We start from the raw sequence: 16,313 nt of genomic DNA on the forward strand, positions 1-16,313 counted from the left end.
TTGATACACCTAAAGGCATCTCAAGGCAATAAAGTAAATTTCGAGAGGCAATTGATTTGCCTGCTAGCAGCACCTTAACACAAGGGAGGCTACTCCGTGGCGCAGTTTCAAATTGAATGTGTAGAGTCTAATACTGAGGAAAGTCGAAGCCATTATAGTAAATTTGTTCTGGAACCTCTAGAGCGCGGTCAAGGAACAACAGTTGGCAACGCGCTGCGGCGGGTTTTACTGTCCAATCTAGAGGGGACAGCAGTTACAGCAGTGCGAATTGCAGGTGTTACACACGAGTTTGCTACAGTTCCGGGTGTACGCGAGGACGTACTGGAAATCCTCATGAAAATGAAGGAAGTCATCCTCAAAAGCTATTCATCGCAACCCCAGATTGGTAGACTACTCGTAAACGGACCTGCGACAGTTACTGTGGCTCATTTTGACTTGCCCAGTGAAGTAGAAGTCATCGATCCGACCCAGTATGTAGCCACCTTAGCTGAGGGTGGAAAACTGGAAATGGAATTTCGGATCGAGAGAGGCAAAGGGTATCGCACTGTAGAGCGAGGACGTGAAGAAGCCACATCTTTGGACTTTCTGCAAATCGACTCAGTGTTTATGCCTGTACGGAAAGTTAACTACAGTGTCGAGGAAGCCCGTGGGGATGGCTCAATTACAAAAGACCGACTACTGTTAGAAGTTTGGACAAATGGTAGTGTCTCACCTCAAGAAGCACTATCTTCAGCCGCTGGGATCTTGGTAGAGTTATTCAACCCCTTGAAAGATATCTCTCTCGATCAACCCGGCCCAGATTCAGAAATTCCAGACGATCCCACTGCTCAAATTCCTATCGAAGAGTTGCAACTTTCCGTGCGGGCGTACAACTGTCTCAAGCGGGCACAAGTTAACTCTGTTGCCGACTTGTTGGATTACACCCAAGAAGACCTGTTAGAAATTAAAAACTTTGGTCAGAAGTCAGCAGAGGAGGTAGTAGAAGCTTTACAGCGGCGCTTAGGCATTACGCTACCACAAGAAAGAGGATCTAAACACAGTTAAGCGCAAACCCCTAATCATATCACAGTGCCTTATTATGCGTCACCGGAATCGAGTCAAAAAACTCAGTAAACCAGCTGACCAGCGCCGCGCTCTATTGCGGGCGCTGACCACCGAACTCATCCGTCATGGTCGGATTACCACTACTTTAGTCCGAGCTAAAGTACTGCGAAGTGAAGTAGATAAAATGATTACACTAGCCAAAGACGGCTCCCTAGCATCGCGTCGGGCAGCTCTTGGTTACATCTATGACAAACAACTAGTTCATGCTTTGTTTGAGCAAGCTCCTACTCGGTATGGTAATCGTCAAGGTGGTTATACCAGGATTCTCCATACCGTGCCTCGTCGGGGAGATAATGCTGAAATGGCAATAATTGAACTGGTCTAAGAAGGATGAAGGATGAAGGATCGAGGATGAAATTTTCAGACTTCAAACTTCAAACTTAAGTTAATTCTATGTTAGATAGCCACCAGCCTACACCAACTCAGCGAGTGGCCCTAGTAATTCAATACCTGGGCACTCATTTTCATGGCTGGCAACGGCAAAAGAAACATCGTACAGTTCAAGAAGAGATAGAAATAGCGATCGCTAAAATTCTTGGACATCATGTGACACTACATGGTGCTGGGCGTACCGATGCCGGAGTTCATGCTGCCGCTCAAGTCGCCCATTTTGAAGCTACAGGTTTGATTCCGGCTCACAAGTGGGCTACTGTTCTAAACAGCTATCTGCCATCAGATATATTAATCAGAGCTTCAGCTAGTGTAGATAATCGTTGGCACGCTCGCTTTAGTGCAGCTTATCGACGCTATCGCTACACAATATACACTGAAGATCGACCGAACTTGTTCGTGAAACCTTTCAGTTGGCATTATTATTATGCACCCCTGGATGAATCTTTAATCCAAGCTGCCCTGAAACCTCTGTTGGGAAAGCATCATTTAGCGGCTTTTCACCGTGCAGGCTCAAAGCGATCGCATTCCTGGGTAGAGGTGCAAGCAGCAGAGTGTCTTCGCAGCGGGCCATTTATCCATATTGAAATACAGGCAGATGGATTTTTGTATGGCATGGTACGGCTTTTGGTAGGAATGCTGGCGCAAGTCGGCTCGGAACAGCGGACGCTGGCTAGCTTCACCGAACTCTGGAAAGAACAACGCCGGGAAGAAGTAAAACACGCCGCACCTCCGCAAGGCTTATGCTTGTTACGAGTCGGATATCCAGATTTTCCCTTCAAGAGCGAGATTTGGTACGACACCCAACCAAAGCTAGTGATGAGTCAGTGTTGAGGGATTAGACAAAAACAACTGACCCTTACGGGTGACGCTCGAAAACTCGCTAACGCTGCGCTAACGACAGTTGCTTCAAGTCGGGGAACCCGCCCAACGCACCGCCTCACAAATAACAACTAACAACTAACAAACAAACATGAGTAAAACATACCTTCCTCCTCAAGAATCCCTTGAGCGTGAGTGGTACGTAGTCGATGCTACTGACCAACGCCTTGGTCGCCTCGCCAGCGAAGTCGCCCAAATTCTTAGAGGCAAAAACAAAGCTGAATATACTCCCCACTTAGATACAGGTGACTTCGTTATTGTCGTCAACGCTGAAAAAATCGCAGTTACAGGCAAAAAGCGTACCCAGAAAGTCTACCGTCGCCATTCTGGTCGTCCCGGTGGGATGAAGACAGAAACCTTTGCCAAATTGCAACAACGTTTACCAGAACGGATTGTCGAACACGCTGTTAAAGGTATGCTACCTAAAAATAGCTTGGGCAAGCAGTTGTTCACAAAACTGAAAGTCTACGCAGGCCCGACTCATCCCCACACAGCGCAAAAACCTAAAGAACTGAAAGTTAATACAATTCCTGGAGCAGAAGATTAATGGTAGTAGCAGAAAGCAATAGCGGTCGCGCCGTGTACTGGGGTACTGGCCGTCGTAAGTCCGCAGTAGCACGGGTACGCTTGGTTCCCGGTAGCGGTCAAATGATTGTGAATGGCAAGCCTGGAGACTTGTATTTCCAATTCAATGCCAATTACCTGGGAGTCATCAAAGCGCCCTTAGAAACTCTGGGACTAGAAAACGAATATGACATTTTAGTGAAAGCGGAAGGCGGCGGCTTGACCGGACAGGCTGATTCTGTTCGCTTAGGAGTTGCCCGTGCTTTATGCCAACTAGACCCAGATAACCGCCCACCTTTAAAAACTGAAGGTTATCTAACTCGCGATCCACGGGCAAAAGAGCGGAAAAAATATGGTTTGCACAAAGCCCGGAAAGCACCTCAGTACTCGAAGCGATAGGCGATTGGGGACTAGGGATCGGGGATTGGGTATTGGGAAGAACTATCGATTTAAACTTTTCTCCTCTTACCTAGTCCCCAGTCCCCAGTCACTAATCCCTAATCCTATTTGAGACTTGAAAGTTATAATTTATATAGATTCACCACAAAAGGAACAATGGCTAAATCTGATATTCATCCCAAGTGGTATCCAGACGCAAAAGTATATTGCAACGGTCAAGTTGTGATGACTGTTGGTTCTACTAAGCCAGAATTACACGTAGATGTCTGGTCTGGAAACCATCCCTTTTACACTGGTACTCAGAAGATTATTGACACTGAAGGTAGAGTAGAGCGCTTCCTTCGCAAATACGGTATGTCGGGCGAACAAAGCTCTGGTGGCAAAAAGAAGAAGTAGCTGATTGGCTCTGCTGTTAACGACGACCCTGCATCGGCTGGGTCGATTGTCATTTAATGCTCGAGCCAATTTGTTATTTTAAGGAGCGATCGCACTCGTCATGGCTGAATCATACTTACTGGATAAACTAAAATCCGTAGAACAAACCTTTAATGAATTAACACGTCGTCTTGGCGACCCCGATACTGCTAGCAACCCTGATGAGTATCAACAAATTGCTAAGTCTCGTTCTTCTTTGGAAGAGGTAGTTAATACCTATGAAACTTGGAAAACAGCTCAAGAAGACTTGATCGGAGCGCGTCAGGTTTACAAAGAATCTGCGAGTGACCCAGAGTTGCAAGAAATGGCAGCACTGGAAGTAAAGGAACTTGAAGAAAAAATAGAATATTTAGAGACTCGCTTGAAAGTCTTACTGCTACCACGCGACCCCAATGATGAAAAGAATATCATGTTGGAAATTCGCGCTGGCACTGGTGGTGATGAAGCAAGTATTTGGGCTGGCGATTTGATGCGGATGTACACCCGCTATGCCCAGACACAAGGTTGGAAAGTTTCTCTAGTGAGCGAATCTCTGGGAGAAATGGGTGGCTGGAAAGAGGTCATTCTAGAAATTAAAGGTGATGACGTTTACAGCCAGTTAAAGTTTGAAGCTGGAGTGCATCGCGTGCAGCGCGTGCCAACAACTGAAGCTGGGGGACGGGTTCATACTTCCACAGCTACCGTGGCGATTATGCCAGAGGTGGATGATGTGGAAATTCACATTGACCCAAAAGATATTGAAATGACCACAGCGCGTTCTGGTGGTGCTGGCGGACAAAACGTCAACAAGGTGGAAACTGCCGTTGACTTGATGCACAAACCGACAGGAATCAGAATTTTCTGTACGGAAGAACGCAGCCAGTTGCAAAACAAAGAACGGGCGATGCAAATTTTGCGGGCGAAGTTGTATGAAATGAAGTTACGCGAACAACAAGAAGCTGTAACTTCCATGAGGCGATCGCAAGTAGGTACAGGGTCGCGATCGGAAAAAATTCGCACCTACAATTACAAAGACAACCGCGTTACCGACCACCGTTTAGGTCAAAACTATTCCCTTAACCCTGTTTTAGAAGGTGATTTAGAGTCGGTTATTCAATCTTGTATCTCTCAAGACCAGCAGGAACGTTTGGCGGAGTTAGCCGCTTCTGGTGCTACTGGCTAATCGTCTCTGTAAAATAATATAGAAAACCGCTTGTTTTGCTGTTGCTTTCAACATACACAGGCGGTTTTTTCATGGGATGTGGTTCGATTTACCTTTGATAAGGATAATGGGCAAATTTGTACTATATGACGCGGTTTAACTTATTAAATTCTTTAAAATTTGGTAGCTATAAATTATTTTTACATTTATCTTTGCTAGCAAGCAAAAAATATGCTATGACAAAAGCTGCTAGAGATTTTACCTTTTTTGTATCACTAAGAAATATACACCTGATGCTGTAAACAGTAGATTTTTTATATTTGCTTGATTTCATAGCCTTTGGCTTTCAGAGCTGCTTTGGGCTGCAAATTCAGATATTTGCCACTGTTTTGCTTGAGTCTTATTAGGAATTACGCTTAATGTGAATTAAGTCTTGAAACCTTTGTAATTTCGTAGATAGATAATCCCAAAATAATAATTTTGGGCGAATTTATAAACCATTGTAGAAGAAGCATTTTTAATTCACGCTTGATGTGAATTAGAAAAATTTGCTTTGTCAACTCAAGTTTAAACAATAGTAATCGGTTTATTCTTCTAACTTAATTGAGTTCTAATCATGGGAAAAAATACTATTTTAGCTCCTCTAATAACCGAGAGTCGAAGTGAAAAAATTTGTCAGATTTTAGGAGAGACTTACGAGCGCAAAAACTGGAACGATTGGCGCTGGCAAATGCGGCATCGGTTAACTAAGCTAGAACACTTTCAGCCGTTGCTGCGGCTTACTCCTACTGAAGAAAAGGGACTTTTAATAGCACCAGAGAAGTTTGCTGTAGCTATAACACCATATTTTGCATCGTTACTCGATCCAGAAGATCCGCTTTGTCCGTTGCGGTTACAAGTGATACCGCGAGAAGAAGAACTAGTAGTTAGTACCTCAGATATGGTAGACCCATGCGGTGAGGATAACGATGCTCCAGTACCAGGACTCGTACACCGCTACCCCGACCGGGTATTGCTGCTGGCTCTAGACACTTGTGCTGCTTATTGCCGTTACTGTACGCGCTCTCGTTTAGTGAGCCAAGGTGAGATGTACCCAGTAACGCGGCGGTTGGATGCGATCGTCGCTTATCTTGAGGAACACACTGAGGTACGTGATGTACTAATTTCTGGTGGCGATCCTCTGTTAATGTCTGATGAACCTTTAGACAATTTGCTAGGACGGCTGCGTGCTATTCCACACATAGAGTTTCTACGTATTGGCTCTCGCGTACCCAGTTTCTTACCGCAGCGAATTACACCAGAACTTGTTGCCTTGCTTCGCCAGCATCGCGTGTGGCTGTCTTTGCATTTTTGTCACGTGCGGGAACTAACACCAGAAGTAGCACAAGCCTGCGATCGCCTGGCTGACAGTGGCATTCCTTTAGGCAGTCAAACCGTGCTATTGAAAGGTGTGAATGACTCTGAAAAAGCGCTCAAGAATTTGTTTCACGGTCTTCTCAAGCTGCGCGTGCGACCCTACTACCTTTACCAATGCGATCCAGTTGTCGGTACTGCTCATTTGCGAACGAGTATCCAAACTGGGATCGATCTCATCTCTAAATTGCGCGGTCATACCACTGGCTATGCTGTACCAACCTATGTAATTGATGCTCCTGGCGGCGGTGGCAAAGTACCAATTCAAGCCGAGACTTTACTTGCCTACGAAAAGGGTACAGCTTTAATACGAAATTGGGCAGGCGAGACATACAACTATGTAGATCCAGTAGAGCAGGGTTGATGTCATACATATGAGTTAATTGTCATCATCTAAAAGAACCAGTAGGGATGATTCAGTTGGCTGATTGGCGAACTAACAAGCTAAGTCATCGCAGAGGAGAGTACTTGGAATGTTAATTGTGGGCAATACAAACCTTAAAGGTCGAGGTGTCTTCGCACAGAAGCCCTTTTTGAAAGGAGAGCTGATTGAAAGAACGCCAGTTGTTGTTATACCCGCAGAACAGGTTAAGTTAATCGACCAAACAGTTTTGGGTAACTATTACTATGATTGGGAAGATAACGCTGCGGCGATTGCACTAGGTTTATCTTCCTTAATTAACCATTCTTACAATCCCAATAGTTACTATGTGAAAAAATTTTCTGACCGAAAGTTGGAGTTAATTGCTTACCAAGATATAGAAGTGGGAGAAGAGATTACTGCAAACTATAATGGCTCTCCTAACGATAAATCTCCTATTTGGTTTGATGTTGTTGATGAGATATCTTCGATTTAATCAAAGACTTAGTTATCGTAACTCCTGCAATTAAGATACCTGATTGAGATATTAAATAACAGCAAAAACTTTCTCACTAAGATTTATAAAATTATGGGGTTATTCATTGGTCTGTGTTATGACCTGAAGGCAGACTACCTTAAGGCTGGTTTCAGCGCTGCTGAAGTGATGGAATTTGATGATCAAGAAACCATTATCGGGCTGGAAGCTGCACTACTCCAGTTAGGTCATCAAGTTGAACGTGTTGGCAATGGTAGAGAACTGGCTTTGAGGTTGGCAAAAGGCGATCGCTGGGATTTGATTTTCAATATTGCTGAGGGGTTGCAGGGTCGGTCTCGGGAAGCGCAAGTCCCCGCAGTTTGTGAATTATTTGCTCAACCTTATACCTTTTCCGATCCCCTCACCTGCGCCCTAACGCTAGACAAGGCTCTTGCTAAAAGGGTAGTGCGCGATCGCGGCTTGCCTACAGCCCCCTTTGAAGTGGTGAGTACTACCGCAGAAGCAACAGCCGTGTCACTGCCAATGCCACTTTTCCTCAAGCCTATGGCAGAGGGCAGTTCTAAAGGGGTAACTGGACGTTCGTTTGTTAAAGAACACGAAGAGCTAGTAAATACTTATCAATTGTTACGCAAACTTTTTCAGCAGCCCGTACTGGTGGAAACTTTCCTTCCCGGTCGAGAAGTAACAGTCGGCATTGTTGGCAACGGTAGCAACTCACAAGTAGTAGGTGTAATGGAAGTAATTTTTACGGACCAAGCAGAAACTTCTGCTTACACGACCCTCAACAAAGATGAGTATTTGGAACGGGTATCTTATCGTTTGCTCATAGATCCCGACCCACTCGCAGCACAAGCAAAGCAGCTGGCACTGGATGCCTATCATACTCTTGGTTGCCGTGATGCTGCTCGCGTGGATCTGCGCGGCGATGCTAGTGGTGTATTGCAGTTCATGGAGGTTAACCCGTTGCCAGGACTACATCATATCCGCTCAGACCTGCCAATTATGGGGCGTTTGGCTGGTGTGTCATATACAGAAATCATTGCTGAAATAGTTGAATCTGCATGGCAAAGGTACAAATGTTGAACAAGTCACGGATGGTTAATGTTCAAGACTGAAAGATTCGGAAGTTAAAAGATAAAAACGCCAAGTTAAAAGCACTGCACCTACGAGCAGCCCTAGTGCTAAACCCAACCATAAACCGATAGCACCCCAACCTAAAGTCAGTGCCATCAAATAACCTCCACCTAGACCAACCCCCCAATAAGCGAACATGGTGATTAACATCGGTACTTTGGTATCTTTCAACCCGATCAAAGCACCAGCAGCAATAGCCTGAATAGAATAAAAAAACTGAGCTATTGCCGCCATCTCTAGGAAAGAAATTGCTGTTTTCAGTATCTCGACATTATTCAAATCAGTAGTATCTAAGAACATTGCCACAATAGAGTTAGGAAACAGCCAAAAAATTAGTACCACGATGCTCACAAAGGGAGTGATAAGGGCAATTCCGACAAATCCTGCTCTGAAGACACCCCTAAGATCGTTTTGTCCCCTCAGCTGTCCCACTCTCATCGTGATGGCATAAGAAATACCTATAGATACCGTCTCGACAAAACTTTCTGTCTCGACGGCAATTTCATGAGCTGCTAACGTCTCTGTCCCAAACCACCCGATCGATAAGGCAATGGCAGTGAATACTCCAACTTCTGCTCCATACTGCAAGCCCAAAAACCACCCAGTTTGCAAGATATCTACAAACATATCCTTATCGAACTGATGCAGAGCGCAATTAAGCTGGTAATCTTTGAAGTATTCATCGAAGCAGATCCATCCAGCAGCGGCGATGAAATTCAGCCAAAGAATAAGTGTGCTTGCCCAACCAATGCCAGCTAAACCAAGAGTTGGTAAACCAAAGTTACCGAACATAAGCATGTAATTAGCAGCTGCATTCATTAACAATCCAGCTACCGTAATTACCGTCAGAAATTGAGGGCGATTGAGGGCGGAGCTAACTTCTTTTAAGATACAGAAGCCAAGCGCAGCAGGAAAACCCCAAACAATAGAATGCAAATATGTTTTAGCCAGTAACACATTGCTTTCTTCTTGACCGCTAAGCAGCAGAACAGAGTCAAAGTGCCAAATAATAAACATCATAGGTAAGCACATGAGAGTCGCTAACCAGATTCCTTGACCAGTGGCACGGCTAACTCGATCTATTTTTCCTGCACCAAAGGCATTTGCGACACTCGCACCTACTGCTGAAAGAGTAGAACGACAAACGGAAGCTAAAGTAGAAAAGGTTACTGCACCTAAAGCACCAGCAGCTAAAGCTTGACTGTTAAGCAACCCCATCATCACTCCATCCAATAAAGGAATACCCGCTTCCAATATTTGAGCAATTACCAAAGGGACTGCCAATTGCAGGCAAGCTTGGACTTCTAATATCAGATCTGACTTAAAATCTTTTGAAGTTAACTCCATTCCGGCGCAAAATTAAGGAAAGTGCTAAAAAAGTAACACTTAAGTACATTAAGATATATTAAGACATTTTTTGAGCTAAAGCGCATTTAATTTGCATAAATACTCGTAGCGATTGTTGTCGTTCTGGTATTGCTGCTGGACAAAACGTCAACAAAGGCGATCGCGAACCAGTACTAACTTGCGATCGCTGTTTTTTGCGATCCCATTTACATCAGCTAATCGTCATTTAAATTGAATCCCCGCGTCCCTCTTCGGGTGACGCTCGCAGGCTCGCTAACGCAGTCGCCTGCGGAGGAGCCAGCGCGGTCTTGGGGGTCTCCACGCCACTTGCTTTATGCTGGGGAACCCGTCCACCGCAGTGGCTCCCCATGAGCGACTGGCGTTGGAAACCCTACCAAGAGTGCTGTCTCACCGCGTCTTTCTGATACCAATTCACAATTCGCAATTCGCAATTCGCAATTAAAAAACTTAGATGCAGCAAGGTTTTCAGGGTTTACATCTGTTTCATAATTTTAGTGAACTGGTATGAGGCTAAGGTTATGCAACTTAAAAGCACATCAGCTTACCACCCTATGGCAACAACTCAATCAGCTGTAGAAAGATTATTGCGGTAATTGACCGAAGTAAAGGTAAGCCTGTTACCTGAATGCTAAATTCAGCTTTGAGATTGCTATAACAGTTAAAGTCTCAAAACTTTATACAGGTGCAGCTATGTCACTACGGAATGAACCCTTGAGTTGGCAGCTCGAACCAAAGAAGTGCGAGATGGTTCGGAAGAAGAAAACGACACATAAACAGCAATTTTAAATTCCTATCAATTCATAAAAAATGACAGTATATTTTATCGCCTATTTCAAGAATATCTAGGTATCCTTTTTGAACTCATCGGCAATTATCCTGAGGAGGCTAACCTTTATCAATTCTCATCTATTGAAATCAAATAGCATTCATAATTGATGGTGTATTCCTGTCAATGCGACTGGGAGAAAACCAGATTTACTTTGTGGAGGTACAGTTTCAAGCAGATGTTGAATTTTACTCATGACTGTTTGCAGAAATATGCTTATACCTGCATCAAAATCAGCCACAAAATGATTGGGGTGTTGTGGTTTTATACCCAAGCAGGAGTATAGATACAGGAAATATTAAACATTATCGTGAATTCTTTGCTAGCCAGAGAGTTAAGAGGATTTAACTTGATAAATTAGGTGAAGCTTCATAACTACCAGTTGGTATCGCAACCATCAAATTAGTAATTGCAACTGAAGATACAGCAATTGTAGAAGCAAGGAAGTTAATAGACAGAACAAGGCAAGAAATAAACTCATCGCTGCCACAGCAGCAATTATTACAAGTAATAGAGACTATCTTGGTTTATAAGTTTCCCATATTGAGCCGGGAGGAATATAGAAGCAATGTTTGGATTAAGTGAGTTAAAGCAAACACGAGTTTATCGGGAAACCTTAGAAGAAGGTGAACACAGAGGCAAGTTAAAAGCAGTACTACTAATGTTGGCAGCTGGGTTGGGCGTAAAGCAGAGCAGAGGCTTTAGATTTGAGCATAGAGGAAGTATAGCAGGCAGCACAACAGCAGACTTCTAGTGAAGGTTAATAGCGCAGAAAAGAAGAATGTTGAGTTAATTTTTGTTAATATTGGAAGCGTTGTTAGTACTTCGTCCTCAATTACCCATTCCCTACCTGAGAGAAACTTGATGCTGCGACTCGAACATATTAGTAAAATTTATCCCACAGGCGAGGTTCTCAAAGATATCAACTGGGAAGTCAAACCAGGCGATCGCATTGGCTTAGTCGGTGTCAACGGTGCGGGAAAATCCACCCAACTGAAAATCATCAATGGGGAAATGGAACCCACTGCTGGCGAAATTATTCGTCCTAGCAGTCTGCACATAGCCTACCTCAACCAAGAGTTTGAAGTAGATCCCAGCCGTACCGTTAGAGAAGAATTTTGGACAGTCTTTAAAGAAGCTAACTCTGTGCAGCTATCTCTAGCACAGGTGCAGCGAGATATGGAAACGGCTAACCAAGAGGAATTAGATAAATTAATTAATAAATTAGATCGCTTACAGCGGCAGTTTGAAGCTTTGGATGGTTACGGCTTAGAAGCACGCATCGGGAAAATATTACCAGAGATGGGGTTTGAGCAAGAAGATGGCGATCGCCTAGTAAGTGCTTTCAGTGGCGGTTGGCAAATGCGGATGAGTTTGGGTAAAATCCTCCTACAAAAACCCGACTTATTGCTGCTGGACGAACCGACTAACCATCTAGACTTAGAAACTATTGAGTGGCTAGAAAATTACCTCAAAGGGCTGACTACCCCGATGGTAATAGTCTCACATGACCGAGAGTTTCTTGACCGCCTCTGCACTCAAATTGTGGAAACTGAACGCGGAGTCTCCGCCACTTATCTAGGTAACTACTCAGCATACCTGCAACAAAAAGCCGAAAATCAATTAGCACAACTGGGTGCATACGAACGCCAGCAGAAAGAATTAGAGAAACAGCAAGCTTTTGTAGACAGATTTCGCGCTAGTGCTACTCGCAGCACCCAGGCAAAAAGCCGGGAAAAACAACTGGAGAAAGTTGAGCGTATCGAAGCACCGATTGCTGGAGTAAAAACTCTACACTTCCGCTTTCCTCCTGCACCCCGCAGTGGACGAGAGGTAGTAGATATCAAAGATTTAACTCATATCTACGATGATAAAATTTTGTTTTTAGGATCGAATCTTCTGATTGAAAGGGGCGATCGCATCGCGTTTCTTGGCCCCAACGGTGCTGGAAAATCTACGCTTCTGCGCGTAATTATGGGGATGGAACCACCCACAGAAGGCAGCGTTAAGTTAGGCGATCATAACGTGATCCCCGGTTACTTTGAACAAAATCAGGCAGAAGCTTTGGACTTGAAGAAAACCGTCATGGAAACTATCCATGATGAAGTTCCTGATTGGAAAAATGAAGAAGTTCGCACGCTTTTAGGACGGTTTTTATTCACTGGTGACACGGTATTTAAGCCAGTTGGGGCATTGAGTGGAGGTGAAAAAGCTCGTTTGGCATTGGCCAAAATGCTCTTACGTCCCGCTAATTTACTGATATTAGATGAGCCGACAAACCACCTAGATATCCCAGCCAAAGAAATGCTGGAAGAAGCGCTGCAAAATTACGATGGCACTGCTATTGTCGTTTCCCACGATCGCTATTTTATCTCTCAGGTAGCCAACAAAATTGTCGAAATCCGGGATGGTGAATTCCGCGTCTACTTAGGAGATTATCATTACTATCTCCAGAAAATTGCTGAAGAAAAAGAACAGGCAAGGTTAGCTGCAATAGCCGCTGAAAAAGCTGCTAAAAAAGCTGCTAAAGCTGCTAAATCTTCTGGGAAACGCAAGTGATATACAGCAGAATTCAGGAGTTAGAATTCAGTACGAGTGGCGGTAATCTTAGGGGGTTTAAGCCCCCACCCAATCTTGTCGGCGAAATGCTATACGAAGTGTGAGTTTGGTCTTCAATGAATGGAGAATTTTAGATCCTACACTCATTGATTATGAATTCCGCATTCTTCTCCAAGTATCACAAAATCCACACATTAGTTAGGGAATATTAAAAAACATTGTAAGCAATTCATAAAAGAAGTTAATAAGCAGAAATTCACTTGCACCTGGGATTAGCAGTGGTATCATTCGGGTATTACAAAAAGTAAAGGGCAATTTTACTATGACCAAAGCACCTGTTGCTCCTGTGGTGCTAGTCATTTTAGACGGATGGGGCTACTGCGAGGAGACACGAGGAAATGCTATTGCTGCTGCTCAAACTCCAATTGTGGAAAGCTTATGGACAGCTTACCCGCATACACTCATCCACACCTCAGGAAAAGCCGTAGGGTTGCCAGAGGGTCAAATGGGCAACTCGGAAGTTGGTCATTTGAATATTGGTGCTGGGCGAGTGGTGCCCCAAGAATTAGTCCGCATCTCCGATGCAGTTGAAGACGGTTCTATCCTCACTAACCCAGCACTTGTCAAAATTTGCCAGTCAGTTCGCTCTCGCAATAGCAAGCTGCATCTAGTAGGGCTTTGTTCTGAGGGAGGTGTACACTCGCATCTCACCCATCTATTCGGACTAATTGACTTAGCCAAGGAACAGCGAATTTCGGAAGTTTGTATCCATGCGATTACTGACGGTCGTGACACTGCACCCACAGAGGGTATAAAAGCGATCGCACTCCTGCAAGACTACATCGACCGTGCAGGAGTTGGGCGCATAGTCACTCTCAGCGGTCGCTACTACGCCATGGATCGCGATCGCCGCTGGGATCGGGTCAAACGCGCCTACGATGTCATCGCACAAGATGGTACAGGTAATGACCGCAAGGCTGTAGAAGTCTTGCAAGCATCTTACGCCAAAGGGGTGACAGACGAGTTCATCGACCCAATCCGGATTGCTCCTGGCGCATTAGCACCAGGGGATGGGGTGATATTTTTCAACTTCCGCCCCGATCGCGCCAGACAATTGACTCAAGCTTTTGTGAGTGACAAATTTACAGGTTTTGAACGACAGCTAATCACACCGCTGTCATTTGTCACCTTTACCCAGTACGATCCAGATTTGCTAGTTGATGTAGCCTTTGCACCTCAAAATCTAAGTAATATTCTGGGGGAAGTAATTGCCGATCGCAATCTCAAGCAGTTTCGTACCGCCGAAACAGAAAAATACGCCCACGTCACCTATTTCTTTAACGGCGGACTAGAAGAACCTTTTGCTGGAGAAGACCGAGAACTTGTCAGCAGTCCGATGGTAGCGACTTACGACAAGGCCCCAACGATGTCAGCAGAAGCAGTCACAAATGTAGCGATCGCAGCGATTCAAAAAGGCATCTACTCGCTAGTGGTAATTAACTATGCCAACCCAGACATGGTGGGGCATACAGGGCAGATAGAGGCTACGATTACAGCCATTGAAACGGTGGATCGCTGTTTAGGTCGCCTCGTCGAGAGTATTGTCAAAGCCGGCGGCACAACAATTATTACTGCCGATCACGGCAACGCTGAGTATATGCTAGATGAGGAGGGTAATCCTTGGACGGCTCACACTACTAACCCAGTTCCCCTAATATTAGTAGAAGGGGAGAAAGTTAAAATCCCTGGATATGGCACCAATGTCGAACTGCGAAACGATGGCAAGCTAGCCGACATTGCCCCCACAATTCTAGAGATTTTACAATTGCCCCAGCCGCCAGAAATGACAGGGCGATCGCTGCTCAAACAAGCAGAATACGATGTGCAACTCACTCGTACTCCCGTGCAAGTGGGTCTGTAAATAAAGTTAGGAGTGAAGAGTTGAAAATTAAAAATTTTCTAACTCCTAACTCCTGTACAGACGCAATTAATCGTGTCTCTCCTAACCCCTCTTTTTGAAACTTCTTATAAATGAGATTGCTACCATGACAGTTACTAATATCGTGCAAGGCATTTGGGCATTTTCCGCAATTGGTTTGATTGTTTTAGTATTGCTGCATAGCCCCAAAGGGGATGGTATTGGAGCCATTGGTGGACAAGCTCAGCTTTTTAGCAGCACCAAAAGTGCAGAAAATACCTTGAACCGAGTTACTTGGGCACTGACAGTAATTTTTCTCGGTTTAACAGTAGTTTTAAGCGCAGGCTGGCTACCTAAATAAAACAAGGATAGGAAAATCGGGAAATGGGAAGAACCCAATACCCAAAATTTAATATCCTGAAAAATTTTATTAAATGGCGGTTATTAGCAGCTCTGGTATTAGCTATAGGCACAGGGCTGCTTGTCATTTTGACTAACCTCCAATCCAGTGGTGTTTTGGCAACACCAAAACACCACTCAGAATTAATCACTCTTGCCCCGAAACCCCATCCCCTCCCGCCTACATTGGCCCAATGGCAAGATAATGCAAACAGTGGTGACTACTTTTCGCAAATCCAACAAACCCAAGTCCGTTACTTAGTCTGGACACAATTTCCGGTGCGAGTTTACGTAGAACCACCAAAAACAGTTAGTGATAAACAGGCTCAAGCGTGGGTTAATAATGTCTTACAGGCTGTGCAGGAATGGAGTGCTTATTTACCTTTGACAGCAGTTGCAAACCCAGAGGTAGCTGATATTAGCATTTTGCGAAAAGCGCCTCCTCTTCAGATTTCACCTAATAACAAGATCCCGCGTGCGCGTTCTGCACAAACCACTTACGAGTTATACTCCAGCAACAATGTTTTGTTGCACCGCTTCACCATCCTATTGAGTCCCAGCCAAACTGGAAATTATCTGATTGCAGCAGTTCGTCATGAACTCGGTCACGCGTTGGGAATTTGGGGTCATAGTTCGCTACAAACTGATGCCCTATACTTTTCTCAAGTTCGCAACCCGCCACCTATTTCTCCTAGAGATGTGAATACCTTGAAGCGGATTTATCAACAACCGACTAGTTTGGGGTGGTCTTTGGTACATAAGTAGGGGGGGCAGGGGGCAGAGGCTCACAAGTGTAGGTTTTTAATCAAGCAATGAGTAATGACTATAAAACTAACGCTCTAATCATCATTTCTTCTACCCCTACACCCTTACACCCCCACACCCTTACACCCTAAAACCAGGGTTTTAGGAACAAAACGTAAA

At 44.6% G+C, this 16,313-nt stretch carries 16 protein-coding genes and 1 pseudogene; 16 read left to right on the forward strand and 1 reads right to left on the reverse strand.

The window, feature by feature from the left end:
- Positions 1-96 precede the first annotated feature (96 nt).
- The 10 genes from RMY31_RS37200 to RMY31_RS37245 all read left to right on the forward strand — a co-directional run bounded on the left by RMY31_RS37200 (position 97) and on the right by RMY31_RS37245 (position 8,268).
- Positions 97-1,044, forward strand: a complete 948-nt coding sequence (locus RMY31_RS37200) for a DNA-directed RNA polymerase subunit alpha (RefSeq protein WP_322664484.1) — start codon at positions 97-99, stop codon at positions 1,042-1,044.
- A 34-nt stretch (positions 1,045-1,078) separates the two neighbouring features.
- On the forward strand, positions 1,079-1,429 hold the full coding sequence (gene rplQ / locus RMY31_RS37205; RefSeq protein WP_322664486.1) for a 50S ribosomal protein L17: 351 nt from the start codon (positions 1,079-1,081) through the stop codon (positions 1,427-1,429).
- Positions 1,430-1,497: 68 nt separating this feature from the next.
- A complete protein-coding gene (gene truA, locus RMY31_RS37210) occupies positions 1,498-2,328 on the forward strand; it encodes a tRNA pseudouridine synthase A (RefSeq protein WP_409879821.1) in 831 nt (276 codons plus the stop codon).
- Between the two features lie 139 nt (positions 2,329-2,467).
- On the forward strand, positions 2,468-2,923 hold the full coding sequence (rplM, locus tag RMY31_RS37215) for a 50S ribosomal protein L13 (protein ID WP_322664490.1): 456 nt from the start codon (positions 2,468-2,470) through the stop codon (positions 2,921-2,923).
- Positions 2,923-3,339, forward strand: coding sequence for a 30S ribosomal protein S9 (gene rpsI / locus RMY31_RS37220; protein ID WP_206265065.1), 417 nt, complete (start codon positions 2,923-2,925; stop codon positions 3,337-3,339). Before rplM ends, rpsI begins: the two co-directional genes overlap by 1 nt.
- A gap of 156 nt (positions 3,340-3,495) precedes the next feature.
- On the forward strand, positions 3,496-3,735 hold the full coding sequence (gene rpmE / locus RMY31_RS37225; RefSeq protein WP_214435217.1) for a 50S ribosomal protein L31: 240 nt from the start codon (positions 3,496-3,498) through the stop codon (positions 3,733-3,735).
- Between the two features lie 100 nt (positions 3,736-3,835).
- Positions 3,836-4,936 carry a peptide chain release factor 1 gene (prfA, locus tag RMY31_RS37230; RefSeq protein WP_322664494.1) on the forward strand — a complete coding sequence of 367 codons (1,101 nt, stop codon included), beginning with the start codon at positions 3,836-3,838 and terminating at the stop codon, positions 4,934-4,936.
- 595 nt (positions 4,937-5,531) lie between these two features.
- Entirely contained in the window at positions 5,532-6,692 is a 1,161-nt protein-coding gene (locus RMY31_RS37235) for a KamA family radical SAM protein (protein ID WP_322664496.1), read from the forward strand.
- 109 nt (positions 6,693-6,801) lie between these two features.
- Positions 6,802-7,185, forward strand: coding sequence for an SET domain-containing protein (locus tag RMY31_RS37240; RefSeq protein WP_322664498.1), 384 nt, complete (start codon positions 6,802-6,804; stop codon positions 7,183-7,185).
- Between the two features lie 93 nt (positions 7,186-7,278).
- Positions 7,279-8,268 carry a D-alanine--D-alanine ligase gene (locus RMY31_RS37245; RefSeq protein ID WP_322664500.1) on the forward strand — a complete coding sequence of 330 codons (990 nt, stop codon included), beginning with the start codon at positions 7,279-7,281 and terminating at the stop codon, positions 8,266-8,268.
- Positions 8,269-8,283: 15 nt separating this feature from the next.
- Here the strand turns inward: RMY31_RS37245 and RMY31_RS37250 are convergent, their stop codons facing one another.
- Positions 8,284-9,666 carry an MATE family efflux transporter gene (locus RMY31_RS37250; protein WP_322664502.1) on the reverse strand — a complete coding sequence of 461 codons (1,383 nt, stop codon included), beginning with the start codon at positions 9,664-9,666 and terminating at the stop codon, positions 8,284-8,286.
- A gap of 334 nt (positions 9,667-10,000) precedes the next feature.
- Here RMY31_RS37250 and RMY31_RS37255 point away from each other — a divergent pair, with 334 nt between their 5' ends.
- The 6 genes and pseudogenes from RMY31_RS37255 (at position 10,001) to RMY31_RS37280 (ending at position 16,154) form a co-directional block, all read left to right on the forward strand.
- Complete coding sequence (locus RMY31_RS37255; protein WP_409879829.1) at positions 10,001-10,129, forward strand: hypothetical protein; 129 nt, start codon at positions 10,001-10,003, stop codon at positions 10,127-10,129.
- A 358-nt stretch (positions 10,130-10,487) separates the two neighbouring features.
- Positions 10,488-11,241, forward strand: a pseudogene (locus RMY31_RS37260) (Rpn family recombination-promoting nuclease/putative transposase).
- Positions 11,242-11,377: 136 nt separating this feature from the next.
- Positions 11,378-13,072, forward strand: coding sequence for an ABC-F family ATP-binding cassette domain-containing protein (locus RMY31_RS37265; RefSeq protein WP_322664533.1), 1,695 nt, complete (start codon positions 11,378-11,380; stop codon positions 13,070-13,072).
- A 322-nt stretch (positions 13,073-13,394) separates the two neighbouring features.
- Positions 13,395-14,993, forward strand: coding sequence for a 2,3-bisphosphoglycerate-independent phosphoglycerate mutase (gene gpmI / locus RMY31_RS37270; protein WP_409879832.1), 1,599 nt, complete (start codon positions 13,395-13,397; stop codon positions 14,991-14,993).
- A gap of 124 nt (positions 14,994-15,117) precedes the next feature.
- Positions 15,118-15,351 (forward strand): preprotein translocase subunit SecG, encoded by a 234-nt coding sequence (gene secG, locus RMY31_RS37275; protein WP_162396570.1) that lies wholly within the window; start codon positions 15,118-15,120, stop codon positions 15,349-15,351.
- Positions 15,352-15,374: 23 nt separating this feature from the next.
- Positions 15,375-16,154, forward strand: a complete 780-nt coding sequence (locus tag RMY31_RS37280) for a peptidase (RefSeq protein ID WP_322664508.1) — start codon at positions 15,375-15,377, stop codon at positions 16,152-16,154.
- Positions 16,155-16,313 lie beyond the last annotated feature (159 nt).

Source organism: Dendronalium sp. ChiSLP03b (assembly GCF_034531165.2).
GTDB classification, from domain to species: domain Bacteria; phylum Cyanobacteriota; class Cyanobacteriia; order Cyanobacteriales; family Nostocaceae; genus Dendronalium; species Dendronalium minutum.